The following is a 17275-nucleotide window of genomic DNA, read 5'->3' as shown; positions in this document are numbered from 1 at the left end:
CAGTCTTGATCATAAGGCTGGCTTTTGTGTTCTTATTGTGAAATGGATTCTCCTGTTTCGAGCACTTGGAAGGATAGTCCTTTAACAATATTGTTGGCCTTGTCACTCAATGGAGATTTTTGAATAAAAGCTTCTCCCACAAGGTCCTCAATATTACTAGTCGAAATTTGTAAATAGAATGAACCATCTTCTACAAAAGTTTGTTCCACCGGATAGGATTCATTAGCGAAAGTAAGACGATTTACGGTAGTTTCATCAATATCCTCAGTAAGTGGCACCTGGATATAAGCCACTCCTTCATCAAATCGATCCTCATGAACGGTAACCATCTTTTCGCCACTATCATTACTTTGAATATTAGCAGCAATACCATCTTCCGCCAGTTCCGCTGGTTCTATAGTTTGTTGGAATAGGTTTTTCGTTTTATTAAATTACTCGTAGTAACATAAACAGGCTCTCCATCAAAACGAGCATCACTCTGTAGCAACTCTGTAAGTTTTAATGTGATAGTACTAGATCCTTCATGGTTAGCATAACCTGATTCTTCAATGTAGATCCTTTCACCTTCATCTAATTCTTGGTTTCCATTCTCGTCTGCAAAAGCAATGAAGTCTTCTTGATTTAAATAGTAAACCTCGTTATTCACTTTATTATCAAGTTCTCTAGGACTTACAGTTTTAACACTTTCAACTTTAAATTCCTCTTTGGGGCTTAAGATGATCGTGTTATAAAATCCATCTGTGCGAACACCTTGTGAATTAGCTACTTTTCCAACCACGAGATTGATCTCTTCCATACTCTAAGATTGAATAGATTGGCTCAAGTACTCCATCTCTTCAAGTAATGCAATGGAATAAATAAACATAATTATAAATGTTAAGTAAGGTCAAAATATAAGATCTATCTTAGCGCACAGACATTTCTTTTTATATGTATTGAAAATGATTATATTATTACCGATATAGTAAAAAACAAGGAAAATTACCATAGAAAAATAATAGAAATTTTAACAACTGTTCATAATTCACCTACTTAAGTCCTTGGTAAATTGTGCTATAATATGACTATTGGAATCGAAAAGATACAGAATTTGGGGGCCTACACATATGGAAGAAACCATCTCGCTTAAGGAGATCTTTGAAGTATTAAAGAAACGAATGCTTTTAATTATATCGCTTATTATTATAGCAACAGTAACGAGTGGATTAATTAGTTACTTCTATTTAACACCAATCTATCAATCTACTTCACAGTTTCTAGTGAACCAAAATGAACAAGAACAAAATATGAACTACAACGTAAATGATATTCGTACCAATGTCGAGTTGATCAATACATATAATGTCATTATTAAGAGCCCGGCTATACTAGATGATGTTATAGCTGAATTGGATTTAAACATGTCGAATGATCAACTGAAAGATAAACTACAAGTATCAAGCGAACAAAACTCACAAGTTGTAACTGTAACAGCCACTGATCCAGATCCCGTTCAAGCAGCAGCAATCGCAAATGCAACCGTTGAAATCTTTCAAAGCAAAATCCCTACCCTGATGAATGTAAATAATGTTCATATCCTTTCTCAGGCCGTTGTAGGTACCAACCCGCAGCCTGTAAAGCCGCAACCTTTATTAAATATTGCGATCGCATTTGTAGTTGGGGCTATGGTGGGGGTTGGACTAGCCTTTTTATTAGAGTATATGGATAATACGATTAAGAACGAATCAGATGTTGAACAAATCCTAGGTGTGCCTGTACTTGGTGTAATCTCTAACATAAGCGAACAAGACCTTGGAGAACACCGAACAACTAGATCCAAAACAGGAACTCGTTCATCAGGAGGTGAATCCCTTGGCGCGTAGAAAGAAAAAATTATTAAATAAAGCACGTACACTCATTACAAATAGCAATCCAAAGTCCCCAATATCTGAACAATATCGAACTATCAGAACAAATCTGCAATTTGCATCTGTAGATAAAGAATTACGAACGATGCTAATTACTTCACCAGGGCCATCAGAAGGAAAATCGATGACAGCTTCAAATGTGGCAACCGTATTTGCTCAACAAGGAAAGAAGGTGCTCCTTATTGATGCGGATTTACGAAAGCCAACGGTGCACTATACGTTCCGGGCGGATAACACAAAAGGTTTAAGTACTTATCTAGTTGGCCGTGGAGGGTTATCCGACTCCATATCAGAAAGTCACATTGAACATCTAGATGTAATGCCAAGTGGACCGATTCCACCGAATCCTGCTGAGATACTAGGGTCACAGGCAATGAATACGTTAATTCGAGAAGCCCAACAGCATTATGATCTAGTTATCTTTGATACCCCCCCAGTATTAGCAGTTACAGATTCTCAAATTTTAGCCAATGCATGTGATGGTGTCCTTTTAGTTGTGCGAAGCAAACAAACGGAGAATGAAGCGGCTGAAAAAGCCAAGGAACTACTTGAAAAAGCGCAAGCAAAACTATTAGGTGTGGTTTTAAACGGAAAAGACATTAAAAAGAGTAATTACTATTATTATTATGGAAGTACAAATTAAAAGAATAAAGGAATGCATCGAAACTTGCATTCCTTTTGTTATAACAGCTACATAGGACTATTGTTCTATATTGGGCTAATCTACTGGTTTTCGACGAGATTCGACGAAAACTCCCCTTCAATTACACTATTTTTGTTGGTAGAATATAGAATATAAACAACAAATTGGATGTAAAATTCAAAATAAAGAGGATATTTTGCTTAGGAAAAAAGACTAGTATCAGGATGTGAAAAAATGATTGATATACATAGTCATATTTTACCTGGTTTAGATGATGGTGCACAGATTGCTGAAGATAGTCTTAATATGGCAAGAGCTGCAGCACATGAAGGGATCGATACGATCATAGCCACCCCCCACCATCTAAACGGTACATATACGAATACAAATAATAAAATACGGAACGCGGTACAGTACTTAAACGATTTACTACAAGCATCAGAAATCCCAGTAACCATCCTACCAGGTCAAGAAACACGAATTAACGGAGATATGATTGAACATCTAGAACAAGGGCAGCTACTTCCGCTGAACGAAACAAGCGGATACTTATTCGTGGAGCTCCCACACGACCACGTCCCTCGCTATACAAGTCAATTGCTATTTGACATTCAAGTCGCGGGATACCAAGCCATCATTGTTCATCCCGAACGAAACCGAGAGCTTATGCAAAATCCAGATCAACTATATAAGTTTGTGAAAAACGGTGCGTTAACTCAAGTGACTGCTGCTAGTGTATGCGGCACATTCGGAAAAAAGGTTCAAAAGTTTACGCAACAGCTTATAGAAGCGAACCTTACGCATTTTATTGCATCGGACGCACATAATACCTCAACAAGAGGATTTCACTTAAAAGATGCTTACGATTTCATAGAAAAAGAGTACGGCACTGACTTGATGTACTTCTTTATGGAAAATGCCCAGTATCTGACGGATGGACAAACTGTAGCTAAAGAAATGCCCAGTCGGGTGAAACGACGTAAAATCCTTGGTCTATTCTAAATAATTAAAACTAGCTTGATAGATGAAAAAGTATTTACAACAGGTAATGTCTCCTTACCTCTATCAACGGAGGCACTCGGCCACACTGTGGGTGCAGCAATGACTGGACACCTTAGACGCTTGTCGTCACTGGTGGGGTGTGAGGTGGGGTTGGATGCCCTTATTATTTAATAAATATCTAATGAGTGGGTGCATAAGTCACCCTTTCATTAGATATTTATTTTGAACTGAAAAAGACAAATTACATAAAGAATCGGAGGGCCTAATGTGAAGATAGCAGTAGTTGGGACAGGGTACGTTGGATTAGTAACTGGTGTGTGTTTATCAGAGGTTGGTCATGAAGTAACTTGTATTGATATAGATAAGGACAAAGTTGAAAAAATGCGAGCTGGAATATCTCCTATATATGAGCCAGCTCTCGATGAAATGATGTTGAAGAATATTGAAGAGAATCGATTGTTTTTCACAACTCAACATCAAAAGGGATTTGAAGGGTGTGAGGCAATCTATATTGCAGTTGGTACTCCTGAACTTGAGGATGGAAGTGCCGATCTTTCGTTTGTTGAAAAGGTAGGAAAAGATATAGCAGCTCACGTTGTTCGAGATACTATAGTAGTTACTAAGAGTACGGTACCAGTAGGAACCAATGATTGGTTAAAACAAGTAATTAAATATCAATTGGCTCATCCAATCAATGTAGAAGTAGTATCGAATCCAGAATTCTTACGTGAAGGCTCAGCGATCTACGACACCTTTCATGGTGACCGAATTGTTATTGGAACAGAAAGTGAACATGCTGCAAATGTATTAGAAGAGATTAATAAACCATTTGGCCTACCTATCATAAGGACAGATATTCGTAGTGCAGAGATGATCAAGTACGCATCCAATGCGTTTCTAGCGACTAAAATTAGTTTTATTAATGAAATATCCAACATTTGCGAGAAGCTAGGAGCTAATGTGAATGACGTTGCTTTTGGTATGGGGCAAGATTCACGAATTGGCAATCAATTTTTAAACCCAGGTATAGGGTATGGTGGATCATGTTTTCCAAAAGATACAAAGGCTTTAGTTCAAATAGCAGGAAATGTTGATTATGACTTTAATCTATTAAAAGGTGTCATTGAAGTCAACCAAAAGCAACAAGCTATATTATTAGAGAAATTGAAGGAACGTTTCGGTTCATTGTTAAATAAAAAGATTGCTATTTTAGGTCTGTCTTTTAAACCAAACACAGATGATATGAGGGAAGCAGCTTCTATTGTTTTAACAAATGAGCTAGTGAACCAAGGCGCTCAGATTACTGCATATGACCCAATTGCAATGGACAATGCTAGAACTATTCTAGATGAAAAAGTTCAATTTGCGGCGAGTAGTAATGAAGCGATTAAAGGTTCTGACGCTGTTTTATTATTAACGGAATGGGAGGAGTTTAAAGGTTTAAATCTTTCTGTTCTTAATGAACTAATGGAACACCCTGTTTTATTCGATGGTCGTAATTGCTTTGACTTAGGAGAAGCTCAATCTCATAACATAGAGTATTACTCAATGGGACGTCCATCTGTAGTGACTAAAGTAACGGAAACTGTCTAGTAAGTGTTAGGAGAGGGTTTGTTTGAAAAAAGTCAAAAAAGCAATAATTCCAGCTGCTGGCTTAGGGACTCGGTTCTTGCCAGCAACAAAAGCGATGCCAAAAGAGATGCTACCAATAGTAGATAAACCTACGATTCAATACATCGTAGAAGAAGCAATAGAATCTGGAATTGAAGATATTATCATCGTTACCGGTAAAGGAAAGCGAGCGATTGAAGATCATTTTGATAATAACTTTGAATTGGAACAGAGTCTAGTAGCGAAAGAAAAGTATAGTTTACTAGATAAGGTGAACCAATCTTCAAAGGTAGATATTCATTACATAAGACAAAAGGAACCAAAAGGACTTGGTCATGCAGTATGGTGTGCACGGAAGTTTATTGGGGATGAACCATTCGCAGTGTTATTAGGCGACGATATTGTACAAGCAGATACACCAGGGTTGAAACAACTGATTGATCAGTACGAGGAAACAATGTCATCAGTTATTGGTGTTCAAACTGTGCCGGAGGACCAAACCCATCGTTATGGCATTATTGATCCGATTGACCAGGTTGGTCGCCGTTACCAAGTACGTTCATTTGTGGAAAAGCCTCAAGGAGAAGCACCTTCGAACTTGGCGATTATGGGGCGTTATGTGCTGACACCTGAAATTATGATGTTCTTAGAGAAACAGGAGATCGGTGCAGGTGGCGAGGTTCAGCTAACGGATGCTATTCAACGTTTAAATGAGATTCAGCGTGTGTTTGCTTATGATTTTGAAGGCAAGCGTTATGACGTTGGAGAGAAGTTAGGGTTTATTCAAACTACGATTGAGGTTGCTTTGCAGGATCCAGATTTGAAAGAGGATCTTGAAGGGTTTTTGAAGTCTGTATTGCATGAAGATCTTGTGAGTCAGTAAAAGGTAGGCGAGCGAGTTGAGTTACGAACAAATGACAACATATTTAGATATCAGCTTTGTGGGTGAGTGTGTAAAGGGATGTGTACGTAAATTAGAAAGGGGGCAATCGGTTTGACGTTTAGGAAAAGATTATTGTTGTTAATGTGTATTGATTCCGTCATTGTCTCCTTTTCGATTTATATGTCGCACTTTTTCTTAAATCCATATGTGAAAGTGTTTGATGTATCCATTCTCACGAGCTCGATTGTGTTATTGGTAACCCACCACATGTTTTCCTCCGTGTTTGGCTTATATCGAAGGGTTTGGCGTTATGCCAGTATGGAAGAACTTAGAGGGATTTTCTTTGTTGTGACGCTATCCATTGTTGTGACGGCAAGTGTTCAAGCTGTTGTATTCCAGTCGGTATTTGAACGAGCACTAACGGTTACGTGGATGTTACATATTATTTTAATCGGTGGAGTACGTTTTGCCTGGAAATACTATAAAACTTACGGAATAAGGCTTTTCCCTGCCAAAAAGGAAATAACAGCTACTGTAGAAGCCCCCCAGAATCGTACGCTAATCATTGGGGCAGGTTCAGCTGGACGTATGCTTGCGAGACAAATGAAGGAAACGAAAACTGTTGATTGTGAGTTGGTTGGGTTCGTAGACGATGATTTTACGATGCACAAATTAAAAGTATCGGGGTTACCCGTATTGGGGTCCATGAATCATTTGGCGTCTATTGTAATTAATTATGATGTTAACCACATCGTAATTGCTGTCCCTTCAGTGAATAAAGAGCGAATTAGAGAGATTGTTGAATATGCACAAGCGGTTTGCCGAAATGTACAAATCCTTCCAATGATTGAAGATATCGCATTGGGGAACGTTTCAGTGAACCAAGTACGTGATGTGTCTATAGAAGACTTGTTAGGAAGAGATCCGATTGAATTAGATATGGATTCAATTTCAGATACTCTTACGGATAAAACGATTCTTGTAACAGGTGCAGGGGGATCGATTGGTTCAGAGATTTGTCGTCAGGTTGCAAGGTTTAAGCCAAAGCATCTAATTTTGTTAGGGCATGGTGAAAATAGCATTTATACCATTGAGATGGAGTTAAGCCAAACTTATCAGGATGATTTTAATATTATTACGGAGATTGCTGATGTACAGGATGCTGATCGTATGATGAATGTGATGGAGCAACATCATCCTGATGTGGTATATCATGCTGCGGCGCATAAGCATGTACCATTAATGGAACGAAACCCACAAGAGGCGATTAAAAATAACGTGATCGGTACCAAAAACGTTGCCGAAGCAGCAGATGCCCATGGTATAGGGAACTTTGTGATGGTTTCTACGGATAAAGCGGTTAACCCAACCAGTGTCATGGGAGCTTCGAAACGTATGGCTGAAATGATTGTTCAGCATATGGATTCGAAAAGTCGCACCCGTTTTGTGGCGGTACGTTTCGGAAATGTTCTCGGAAGTCGTGGGAGTGTCATTCCGTTATTTAAAAAGCAAATTCAAAATGGTGGTCCTGTGACGGTGACCCATCCTGAAATGAACCGTTATTTCATGACGATTCCGGAAGCTTCCCGGTTAGTGATTCAGGCGGGTTCTCTTGCGAAAGGTGGAGAGATCTTTGTGCTGGATATGGGTGAGCCTGTGAAGATTGTCGATCTTGCGGAGAACTTAATTATGCTTTCTGGGTATTCTGTAGATGAGATTGGGATTGAGTTTACAGGGTTAAGGCCTGGAGAGAAGATGTATGAGGAATTGCTCGGTGAAGATGAGGTTCATGATGAGCAGGTGTGGCCGAAGATTTATGTTGGGAAGTCTACTGCTTCTGATATTGGGGTTGTTTTGGATTGTGTTGAGCGGTTTGAGGAGTTTGATTCTGCCGAGCTTCGGGAGAGAGTTTTGAGGATTGCGCATGGGCGTTTTGTTGAGGATGAGGAATTAGCGGTAGTTAAGTAGCGAAAAACTGTCTTCTGAATACATCTTTCAATTGTTTTGTAAATACAAATAGAATGCTTCTGCTTTATATGACAACTTGGGTGAATGCGGATTGTGCGGAGTGTAATTTTTTCCTTTCGTATTATTTGTTTAGGAGACCCGTGTCACGATTTAGTGATGCGGGTTTTTTAGGTTGATGTGGAGCATTCGGATGTTTTGTTTGTTGAGTTTTTAGGAGATTTTGATCATACCTGTCAGGTTGGTGGAAGTTATAGTTTTGAGAATGGGGAGGTTGTTTGTGGTTTGCATAGTGAACAGGAGTCTGAGGAAGAGGATCAGGGTGAAGGGGTGCAGTTTTTGTAGAGTGGGTTGATTGCGTTATTTGGGAGCTGGTGTTTTGGGCTTCTTTTTTTGTTGGGATGAGTGGTATGTATAATAGGAAGAAACTCGGTTTAGGGTAGTTTTGAAGTGGATATCTATTTCGTATTGGGTTGTGAGATTGAATAGATATTACGAGGTGAGTATCAGATTAAGATAACAATCTTAGTGGTTTAGAAGTTAATTGGAGTAATAGGTTGAAGATTCCAAGTAAGTCCTAATCTACTAAAAAAGTGCTCAAGATGAACAGATATTAAACATAAGTGAGGTAAAATAAATGTCATATTTAGTTGTTATTGCACATCCAGATGATGAAGTTTTAGGAGCAGGAGCTACGATGTATAAGCTTGCTCAAGAAGGACATTCAGTTAATATATGTATTCTATCAGGCGATGTGAATGCACGTAATTTCAGGCCAAGTACCGAAGAGTTAAATACAGATGTGAACAGTTCTATGAATATTATTGGTGTTGATAGAGTTATTACTGGTAACTTCCCTAATATTGAATTTAACATGGTTCCGCATTTAAAACTTGTACAGTTTATTGAAAAAGCAATTATTGAGACTGGTTCGGATGTAATTTTCACACACCATCCATCGGATTTAAATAATGACCACCTACACACTTCTCTGGCTTGCCAGGCGGCATCAAGGTTATTCCAAAGAAGAAGCGATGTTAAACCTTTAAAAGAACTACTCTTCATGGAAGTTCCATCATCTACGGAGTGGGGACTAAACAAAACGTTGAATCAATTTTCACCAAATACTTTTATTGAAGTTGGTGAAGAGTTTGTTGATAAAAAAATAGAGGCGTTAGCACAGTATCGTGGAGTAATGAGAGATTACCCTCATCCTAGAAGTAATGAAGCCATTAAAGGACTAGCTGCATATCGTGGTGGTCAAGCTGGCATGATTTATGCAGAAGCCTTTGAGAGTGTTTTTAGACGTGGATTCTAGTATTAGAGAGGATGGTAAATTTGAAGAAGAAAATAGCATTTGCAACTTGTGTTCAATTGGGATTAAGTTGTATTGAAGAAATAAATCGTATTGGTGGTAATTTGGATCTTCTTATAACACTTAAGGACGAAAAAGCAAAAAATAAGTCAGGGAGAATTTATCTCGATAATGTTGCATCGGAGCACGATGCTCCTCTTCTGAAAATTAACAATATCAATGACCAAGAAGTTCTTGATGCACTTAGAGAACAGCAAATTGACTGGCTATTCATTATAGGATGGTCTCAAATTGCTAAAAAAGAAGTACTTGAGTCGCCAACTTATGGCTGTATTGGAATGCATCCTACATTATTACCTGTTGGTAGAGGAAGAGCGGCAATACCATGGGCAATTATTAAGGGATTAGATGAAACAGGTGTTACCATGTTCAAGTTGGATGAAGGTGTAGATACTGGAGAAATTATTGGTCAAGGTATTATTGGCCTTAATAATGATACAACAGCAACTGAACTTTATGAAAAAATAGATGAAATGCACATTTCTCTTATTGCAAAGTATTGGGATGATATTGTTAATAACAACGTTACACTAACAAAGCAGAATGAAGTTGATGCTACTGAGTGGCCTGGTAGAAAGCCAGAGGACGGTGAGATATTAAATAGTATGACTATGGATGAAGCAGATAAGTTAGTGAGAGCTGTTACTCATCCATATCCTGGTGCTTTTTATAATGACGGGGAAAAGATAATAAGAATATGGTCAGCTAAGACCGACGTTATTGATGGTGAAATAAAGCTTAATGATGGATCTTTAATTCCTATTGATTATGAGATTGAGGGGTAGTCATGGAAGAAAAAAAATTTCAAAAAGGTATTAAACGAATATTTGATGTAGTTGTTTCTTTAACGGTACTTATATTATTACTTCCTTTATGGGCTGTAGTTGCAATATTAATTAAGACTACTTCAAAAGGTCCGATATTTTTCTTGCAAGAAAGACCAGGGTTTCAAAGAAAAGTATTAAAGGTTTATAAATTTAGAACTATGAGACCTGGATCAGAAAAGATGGTTAAAGGTAAAGAAGTAATGAAGGGTGACGATAGAATTACCACTATTGGTAAATTTTTAAGAAGAAGTAAAATTGATGAGATACCTCAAATCCTGAATGTGTTAAAAGGGGAAATGAGTCTTGTAGGTCCAAGGCCGGAGCGTGTGGCATCTCTTAAAGACTATACAGATGAAATTTCAAGAAGGTTGAATATGAAACCCGGATTGACTGGATTAGCCCAAGTTAGTGGTAATATCTATCTTTCATTGCAAGATAGATATAAGTTTGATGTTTACTATGTAAATCATTATAGTTTGCGACTCGATATTAAAATTATAATCAGGACAGTTGGTGTAGTTCTTTTTGGTGAAGATAAATACGTTGACAGATGTCTGGTTGATATTAAAAGAGGGACTTCTGAAGTAGCTGTTACAAAAGAGGAGACTGTTTCAAAATGAAAAAGATACTCGTAACAGGAGCGAATAGTTATGTAGGTACATCTTTTAAAAATTGGGTCTCGGTATATGCTGATAAATATATAGTAGAGACAATTAGTTTGAGAGATGACCGTTGGACAGAATATTCATTTAACGGTTATGATGTAGTGCTTCACACCGCTGCGATTGTTCATCTCAAAGAGCATAATACAGAGCAGTACTTTAAAATAAACAGGGACCTTACTATAGAAGTAGCAAAAAAAGCAAAAAAAGAAGGAGTAAAACAGTTCATATTTTTAAGTACGATGGGGGTTTATGGTACGGAGGCTGGAACTATAACAAAAGATACTATTCCAGTACCCAAGACATCTTATGCCAAGTCAAAATACGAAGCCGAAAAACTTCTTGGAGAACTAGGTAATAGCGATTTTAATATTGCAATTTTAAGGCCACCAATTGTATACGGTAAAGGTTCACCTGGCAACTATATTAGACTTGCATCATTGGCTTTAAAGGTGCCGTTTTTCCCTGATATAGACAATGAGCGAAGCATGATATATATTAATAATTTATCTGAGTTTATACGCATATTAATCGATTACGAAATAAGTGGATTGTATTTTCCACAAAATAAGGAAAGTGTTAATACGACTAACTTAGTAAAACTAGTAGCAGAAGTTCATAATAAGAAGATTGTGTTGTTCAGGACTCTTAACTGGATTGTTAAAATGAGTCTAAAACAATCTGGGATGTTACGAAAAGTATTCGGTTCATTTGTTTATGATAAACAATTACCTGGGGGGCCAGGAAGTAATTTTAGAGGTTTGAAATTTGATTATGAAACTTGTTCGTTCGAAGAATCAATTAAATGGACGGAGAAGTAAACAAATATGATTGGAGAGAAACTTATGAAGGTATTGGTAACAGGAGGAGCGGGATTTATTGGTAGTAATCTATCACTTAAATTAATAGATAAAGGGTATGAAGTTGTTATTCTTGATAATCTGAGTGAGCAAATTCATGGGGAAAATCCTGCTCAATCATATACTTACAATTTAATAAAAGATAAGTGCAAGCTTATTAAGGGAGACGTTACAAACTTTGATGATTGTAAACTTGCGTTAGAACATGTTGATATTATTGTCCATTTAGCCGCGGAAACTGGAACCGGGCAATCTATGTATGAAATTAGTAAGTACGTGGATGTTAATATAGGTGGAACAGCAAAAATGATGGAATTAATTACAAATGAAAAGAATCAAGTCAAGAAAATTATTGTTGCGGCGTCTAGAGCTGTATATGGTGAAGGGAAATTTCAATGTGGCGTACATGGAGTGGTATATCCAGTGTCAAGAGAAGATAAGGATATGAGTCAAGGAGATTTTGAAGTGAAATGCCCTGTTTGTGGTGATAATGTTGAAATGTTGCCAACTGACGAAGATTCAAAATTACATCCTACTTCTGTCTATGGACATACTAAGCAATCGCAAGAAGAATTATGTATGATCATAGGAAAATCTATCAATATCCCTGTTGTTGCATATAGATTTCAAAATGTATATGGGCCAGGGCAATCTTTGAAAAATCCATATACAGGAATTCTATCGATATTCTCAACAAGAATCAAAAATGGGAATGACCTTAGTATTTTTGAAGATGGTCTTGAAACTAGAGATTTTGTTTATATAGAGGATGTTACAGATTCAATAATTTTAGGAATAGAAAATAACAATGCTAACTATCAAACATTTAATGTGGGATCAGGTGAGAAGACTGATGTTTTAACGGTATCTAATACACTTAAAGAAAAATATCAGTCAGATGTTAACATAAAAGTTACTGGAAATTATCGATTAGGTGATATTCGACATAATTTAGCTGACCTAACTAAGATAAAGATGTTACTAGGGTATGAACCCAAAGTGAATTTTACTAAAGGTATATCAAATTTTGTTGACTGGGTTGAAAAGCAAGAAGTTGAAGAAGATAATTATGAATTATCAATCGAAGAAATGAAAAGAAAAGGACTATATAAGTAATGAAACTTAAAAATAAACTAATCTTGTTTATTGCACCGGCATTCTTTGGTTACGAAAAAAAGATATCAGAAAAAATGGTGCAAATGGGAGCTGAAGTAGATTTTTTTGATGAGAGATCAATAACAAGCTCAATAGAAAAAGCGCTGTTAAAAATTTCACCTCATATTTTCCAAAAGAAAACAATTTGTTATTACGAGGATATTTTTGAAAAAATTTCCAGTAATAATTATGACTATATTCTTATCATAAAGTGTGAAATGATGCCTATTGAAACGATTAAGAAATTAAAAGAATTATATCCACAGGCGATTTTGTGTTTATATTTGTATGATTCATTGAAAAATATAAAAGGTATATCAAAGAAACTTAAATTCTTTGATAGAATAGTATCATTTGATTTAGAAGATGTTAAAGAAAATGATAACTTTATTTTTAGGCCGCTTTTTTTCACAGATGACTTTAGGAAAGAACCGTGTCAAAAAGATGAATATAAATATGATTTGAGTTTTATTGGTACAATACACACTGATAGGTATAAAATTGTTAAAAAAATTAACTCGATAGCGCATGCTAAAAAGTTGAAATTCTATCTTTATGCTTATCTTCAAAGTAAGTTTATATATTATTTTTATAAAATGACAAAAAAAGAGTTCGCAGATGTATCAATTAAAGAATTTCAATTTGGTAAAATCGAAAGTTCTGAAATAGCTGAAATTATTGATGATACGAAGGTTGTACTTGATATTCAGCACCCTAATCAAACAGGCCTTACAATGAGAACTATTGAAATGATTGGTATGAATAAAAAACTAATTACAACAAATCAAAGTATAAAAGAATATGATTTTTATAACCCTAAAAATATCGAAATTATTAATAGACATCCTTCAGATATTCCGAAGGATTTCTTTAATGATCCATATGAAAAATTAGAGGACGATATATATATAAAGTATTCTATAGAGTACTGGATTAAGGAAGTGCTAGGTCTAGAGGATTAGTTGAAAGACAGTCTTGATAATAATTACTAGGGTAATCAAATTCAATAAATAGAATATAAGATAACAAAGAAAAGTAGTTGAGTAGGTGAGAGAATTAATGACGAGAATTAGTGTTTGCATAGCAACGTATAATGGCGAGAAATATATCAAAGAACAATTAGACTCAATATTAAATCAACTTTCATATTGTGATGAATTAATAATTTCAGATGATCATTCAGATGATAATACAGTTAGTATTATAAATGAATATAAAGATTCTAGAATCAAAGTGTTTTACAATCAAAGTGAAAGAGGCTATACAAATAATTTTTGTAATGCTCTTAGTAAGGCAAAGGGGGAATATATATTTTTGTCCGACCAAGATGATATATGGTTACCGGAAAAAGTTGAAATTACTTTAAAAAAACTTCAGAATTATGACTTTGTGGTATCAGATGCAAAAACAGCGAATTCAAGTTTTGAAATTATAAGCAATTCTAGATTTGAAGAATTTGATATAGATACAGGTTTTTTGAGGAATTTTATTAAATCAAGATATATAGGTTGTTGTATGGCATTTAATAGAAAAGTATTATTATCAATATTCCCATTCCCACAAAATACTGAATATGCTCCGCATGATACATGGATTACACTGGTGTCTGAGTTTTATTTTAGAACCAGTAAAATTGAACAACCTCTTATAATATATAGAAGACATGGAAATAATGCTTCGGATGGAGGTTACTCAAAAGGTAGATCACTACAAAAAAAGCTAGTAAGTCGTTATTATTGTTTACGTGCGTTATTGCAACAAAGAAAAAATATTAAAAAGATCCATTCTTTTTAATATTTTTTCTTTGTTTTTTTCTATAAGGGAGGAAGTTATGGTTACTAATGATATTTTGTATGTTGCATTTATATATTTATCTAGTACAGATGGTATTGCAAAAAAAATTATTTCTCAAGCTAAAGGTTTTAGTAAGTTAGGAGGAAAATGTTCATTATTATGTTGTGAAGATAATAATATTGTTCATTTAGAATTTGTAAATGGAGAAGTTACAAAAAAGACAATAAAAAGTAAAGTAAATAATATGGATTCTAGTTCTAGAGAAAGAGTTATGTCTATACATGAGTTAATAAGAGTTGCTTATAAGTTAATTGAAAACAAACGAATGAATATATATATACGACATATGATTCCAACAAGTGAATTTATTGGGTTCTTGCGGCATGCAAAAAAAATGGGACATAAAGTTGGATATGAAATCCCTACGTATCCCTATTTTTATGAACAATTTAACGTTGCCCATAACAAAGGTAAAGCTGTATTTAAAATTTTGAATGATATGATTTTTTGGCCATTTATTTATAGGTACGTCGACAAAATTTTTACTATTGTTTCTAATAGTAAAGTCAAAGTTTTTAGAAAGATGCATTTAATAACAAATGGTGTAGAGTTAGAGGAAGAGTTCAAATATATTAAAAGAACTATCAATGATAGTTCTTTTAATATGATCGGTGTTGGAACTATTTGGCCATATCACGGTTATGAACGGGTTATTGCTGCTATTGAAGAGTGTGGAGGGAGATTGAAAAATGGTTTAAAGGTTCGATTTCACATTGTCGGTGAAAGTAAAGAACTATCAAGGCTTAAAGAAATCTGTGAGAATAAGCACTTAATGAATCACGTTATTTTTCATGGGAAGAAGTTCGGTTCTGAATTAAATGTTATATACGAGGACAGTCATATCGGTGTCGGAACACTTGCATTAAAAAAAAGAAACGCTGATATCGATACAGCTATTAAAAATATTGAGTATTTTAGCAAGGCGCTGCCGGTTATATCTAGTGGGAAAATATTCAACGTTAGTTTAGATAGCGGTTTAGTATATATTTCTAAAGACAATTCTAACTTAGATTTGAATGATGTATTTAAATTCTATCAGTCATTTGACAGTAATGTTACTAAAAACATATTTAGTGAAATTATATCAACATTTACTTGGGATTCAATTACTGCTGATATATATAGACAACTTAATGATAATTAGATTACTATCTTTAAACCTCAGGAAAGTATATTATGCTAAAAGATTGGAGTCATGTAGTAGTGATTTATAACAGTATAGAAAACAATAGTTTAAAACTTGATAACAATTATCTTTTTAGCAAAATATTGGTGTTCTTTTTTGTCTTTACTATTGTTTTTGCGCCTAGTATTGGTGGTTATGACACTAGATACTTTTATATTTTTTTATGGTTTTTTATTGCATTAATCAAAAATAAAGGTAACCCCATAAGAATATATAAGTTAGATCTGATATTTCTTTCGGGACCTATTTTTATTGGAGGATATGCGCTACTTATTATTGCATTTACAAACTCGTATGATTATTTTGAAGTATTAAGATCCTTTCGAGCAGCAATTATGTATTTTATTATTTATTTCTTCATTTATAGTTGGAATATAAGTGGAAGAATTTTTATTAAAGTAATTGAAAATATTCTGCTTATACATGCAATTACCATATTAATAGCTATTGTTTTCCCTGAATTTGAAGCAATTATACAATTTATTAGCAGTTTTGAGAAAGTGAATTTACCTTTAAGATCCACTGGGCTCGTTTCGAGCTATGAGGGAGCGGGATTTCTGTGTCTAACAGGAATAATTTTGAACTCTTTTAATGTATATTATAAGAATAAAAAACTTCTAAATTATAAAAGCTTTATTTTTATTATATCTGTTTTGTTTACTTCAAGAACAAGTATTACTGTGCTCTGTATTCTTATATTAATAATGTTTGTCTATGCGGTGATAAGTGGAAAAGTAAAGTCTAGCTTAAATGTATTGAAGTACGTTGCCCCTTTGGCAGTAATATCTCTTTCATTCTTAATTCTTACGACTAACATTGGGTCAGAATATCGAAATGAAATTTACAAGTATCTACCAAAATTATATTACTTTTTTGAGTATTTCGATGATTCATACACTGATTATGGAAAACATACAAGAGCAGTTGAAAGACATATCGAAATTGGAGATGATATTAATACGATAAATTTAGTTTTCGGTAGTGGAACTAGAATTGAGAGTAAAGACCCAGGATATATTAAAATAATTTATTCAACTGGAATAATTGGTGTGATAATCAGTTTATATATTTATCTAAAATCTATAATTAACTTACGTTTTCTTACAAAAAGTTATAATTATAAAGGTGATTTGTATTCTGTTCTATATTCTTGGGTTATATTTATCACATTAATATATGAACTTAAAATACCTTTTATTTTTTCCAGTGTATTTTTTGAATTAACTTGTATATTGTACTTATCTATCTTAAATGAAGTGAGATTAAGAAGAGAAGTATTTATACATTGATATGTTAAAAATAACCTATTGGTATAGCATAGTCTACTAATAGTTATAGTTAGTAA

18 protein-coding genes are annotated in these 17275 nt (G+C 34.7%); 16 read left to right on the top strand and 2 right to left on the bottom strand.

Going from position 1 to position 17275, the window contains the following annotated elements; all coding sequences use genetic code 11:
• Positions 1 to 32: 32 nt before the first annotated feature.
• Positions 33 to 329 (bottom strand): hypothetical protein, encoded by a 297-nt coding sequence (locus tag GS400_RS17735; protein WP_160104038.1) that lies wholly within the window; start codon positions 327 to 329, stop codon positions 33 to 35.
• 65 nt (positions 330 to 394) lie between these two features.
• The gene (locus GS400_RS17730; RefSeq protein WP_160104036.1) at positions 395 to 796 is read right to left on the bottom strand and encodes a hypothetical protein; all 402 of its coding nucleotides are present in this window, start codon (positions 794 to 796) and stop codon (positions 395 to 397) included.
• A gap of 310 nt (positions 797 to 1106) precedes the next feature.
• On the opposite strand from GS400_RS17730, the gene GS400_RS17725 reads away from it, so the two are divergent.
• The 16 genes from GS400_RS17725 (at position 1107) to GS400_RS17650 (ending at position 17219) form a co-directional block, all read left to right on the top strand.
• Positions 1107 to 1862: a YveK family protein gene (locus GS400_RS17725; RefSeq protein WP_160104034.1), complete on the top strand. Its 756-nt coding sequence runs from the start codon at positions 1107 to 1109 to the stop codon at positions 1860 to 1862.
• A complete protein-coding gene (locus GS400_RS17720; protein WP_160104032.1) occupies positions 1852 to 2550 on the top strand; it encodes a CpsD/CapB family tyrosine-protein kinase in 699 nt (232 codons plus the stop codon). The genes GS400_RS17725 and GS400_RS17720 overlap by 11 nt, the downstream gene beginning before the upstream one ends.
• A 234-nt stretch (positions 2551 to 2784) precedes the next feature.
• Positions 2785 to 3552, top strand: a complete 768-nt coding sequence (locus tag GS400_RS17715) for a tyrosine-protein phosphatase (protein WP_160104030.1) — start codon at positions 2785 to 2787, stop codon at positions 3550 to 3552.
• A 267-nt stretch (positions 3553 to 3819) separates the two neighbouring features.
• Positions 3820 to 5145: a UDP-glucose dehydrogenase family protein gene (locus GS400_RS17710; protein WP_160104028.1), complete on the top strand. Its 1326-nt coding sequence runs from the start codon at positions 3820 to 3822 to the stop codon at positions 5143 to 5145.
• 22 nt (positions 5146 to 5167) lie between these two features.
• The gene (gene galU, locus GS400_RS17705) at positions 5168 to 6046 is read left to right on the top strand and encodes a UTP--glucose-1-phosphate uridylyltransferase GalU (protein ID WP_160104026.1); all 879 of its coding nucleotides are present in this window, start codon (positions 5168 to 5170) and stop codon (positions 6044 to 6046) included.
• A 111-nt stretch (positions 6047 to 6157) separates the two neighbouring features.
• On the top strand, positions 6158 to 8014 hold the full coding sequence (locus GS400_RS17700) for a polysaccharide biosynthesis protein (protein WP_160104024.1): 1857 nt from the start codon (positions 6158 to 6160) through the stop codon (positions 8012 to 8014).
• Positions 8015 to 8191: 177 nt separating this feature from the next.
• A complete protein-coding gene (locus tag GS400_RS17695) occupies positions 8192 to 8356 on the top strand; it encodes a hypothetical protein (RefSeq protein ID WP_160104022.1) in 165 nt (54 codons plus the stop codon).
• Positions 8357 to 8648: 292 nt separating this feature from the next.
• The gene (locus GS400_RS17690; RefSeq protein ID WP_160104020.1) at positions 8649 to 9329 is read left to right on the top strand and encodes a PIG-L deacetylase family protein; all 681 of its coding nucleotides are present in this window, start codon (positions 8649 to 8651) and stop codon (positions 9327 to 9329) included.
• Positions 9330 to 9340: 11 nt separating this feature from the next.
• Complete coding sequence (locus GS400_RS17685) at positions 9341 to 10171, top strand: formyltransferase family protein (RefSeq protein WP_236561033.1); 831 nt, start codon at positions 9341 to 9343, stop codon at positions 10169 to 10171.
• 2 nt (positions 10172 to 10173) lie between these two features.
• Positions 10174 to 10833, top strand: a complete 660-nt coding sequence (locus tag GS400_RS17680; RefSeq protein ID WP_160104016.1) for a sugar transferase — start codon at positions 10174 to 10176, stop codon at positions 10831 to 10833.
• Complete coding sequence (locus GS400_RS17675; RefSeq protein ID WP_160104014.1) at positions 10830 to 11696, top strand: NAD-dependent epimerase/dehydratase family protein; 867 nt, start codon at positions 10830 to 10832, stop codon at positions 11694 to 11696. The genes GS400_RS17680 and GS400_RS17675 overlap by 4 nt, the downstream gene beginning before the upstream one ends.
• A 24-nt stretch (positions 11697 to 11720) precedes the next feature.
• Positions 11721 to 12851, top strand: a complete 1131-nt coding sequence (locus GS400_RS17670) for an SDR family NAD(P)-dependent oxidoreductase (protein WP_160104012.1) — start codon at positions 11721 to 11723, stop codon at positions 12849 to 12851.
• Positions 12851 to 13852: a WaaS/CpsH family glycosyltransferase gene (locus tag GS400_RS17665; RefSeq protein ID WP_160104010.1), complete on the top strand. Its 1002-nt coding sequence runs from the start codon at positions 12851 to 12853 to the stop codon at positions 13850 to 13852. Before GS400_RS17670 ends, GS400_RS17665 begins: the two co-directional genes overlap by 1 nt.
• Before the next feature lie 97 nt (positions 13853 to 13949).
• Positions 13950 to 14684: a glycosyltransferase family 2 protein gene (locus tag GS400_RS17660; RefSeq protein WP_160104008.1), complete on the top strand. Its 735-nt coding sequence runs from the start codon at positions 13950 to 13952 to the stop codon at positions 14682 to 14684.
• 37 nt (positions 14685 to 14721) lie between these two features.
• Entirely contained in the window at positions 14722 to 15888 is a 1167-nt protein-coding gene (locus tag GS400_RS17655; RefSeq protein WP_160104006.1) for a glycosyltransferase, read from the top strand.
• A 32-nt stretch (positions 15889 to 15920) separates the two neighbouring features.
• Positions 15921 to 17219: a hypothetical protein gene (locus GS400_RS17650; RefSeq protein ID WP_160104004.1), complete on the top strand. Its 1299-nt coding sequence runs from the start codon at positions 15921 to 15923 to the stop codon at positions 17217 to 17219.
• Positions 17220 to 17275 lie beyond the last annotated feature (56 nt).

It is taken from the genome of Pontibacillus sp. HMF3514 (assembly GCF_009858175.1).
Lineage (GTDB): Bacteria > Bacillota > Bacilli > Bacillales > BH030062 > Pontibacillus.
This window is presented reverse-complemented; position numbering and strand designations above follow the sequence as displayed.

Bases quoted from the DNA above. Each gene is read 5' to 3' on its own strand.
- GS400_RS17735 (WP_160104038.1), bottom strand. From the start codon at position 329: ATGGTTACCGTTCATGAGGATCGATTTGATGAAGGAGTGGCTTATATC.
- GS400_RS17730 (WP_160104036.1), bottom strand. From the start codon at position 796: ATGGAAGAGATCAATCTCGTGGTTGGAAAAGTAGCTAATTCACAAGGT.
- GS400_RS17725 (WP_160104034.1), top strand. From the start codon at position 1,107: ATGGAAGAAACCATCTCGCTTAAGGAGATCTTTGAAGTATTAAAGAAA.
- GS400_RS17715 (WP_160104030.1), top strand. From the start codon at position 2,785: ATGATTGATATACATAGTCATATTTTACCTGGTTTAGATGATGGTGCA.
- GS400_RS17690 (WP_160104020.1), top strand. From the start codon at position 8,649: ATGTCATATTTAGTTGTTATTGCACATCCAGATGATGAAGTTTTAGGA.
- GS400_RS17685 (WP_236561033.1), top strand. From the start codon at position 9,341: ATGGTAAATTTGAAGAAGAAAATAGCATTTGCAACTTGTGTTCAATTG.
- GS400_RS17680 (WP_160104016.1), top strand. From the start codon at position 10,174: ATGGAAGAAAAAAAATTTCAAAAAGGTATTAAACGAATATTTGATGTA.
- GS400_RS17675 (WP_160104014.1), top strand. From the start codon at position 10,830: ATGAAAAAGATACTCGTAACAGGAGCGAATAGTTATGTAGGTACATCT.
- GS400_RS17670 (WP_160104012.1), top strand. From the start codon at position 11,721: ATGAAGGTATTGGTAACAGGAGGAGCGGGATTTATTGGTAGTAATCTA.
- GS400_RS17665 (WP_160104010.1), top strand. From the start codon at position 12,851: ATGAAACTTAAAAATAAACTAATCTTGTTTATTGCACCGGCATTCTTT.
- GS400_RS17660 (WP_160104008.1), top strand. From the start codon at position 13,950: ATGACGAGAATTAGTGTTTGCATAGCAACGTATAATGGCGAGAAATAT.
- GS400_RS17655 (WP_160104006.1), top strand. From the start codon at position 14,722: ATGGTTACTAATGATATTTTGTATGTTGCATTTATATATTTATCTAGT.
- GS400_RS17650 (WP_160104004.1), top strand. From the start codon at position 15,921: ATGCTAAAAGATTGGAGTCATGTAGTAGTGATTTATAACAGTATAGAA.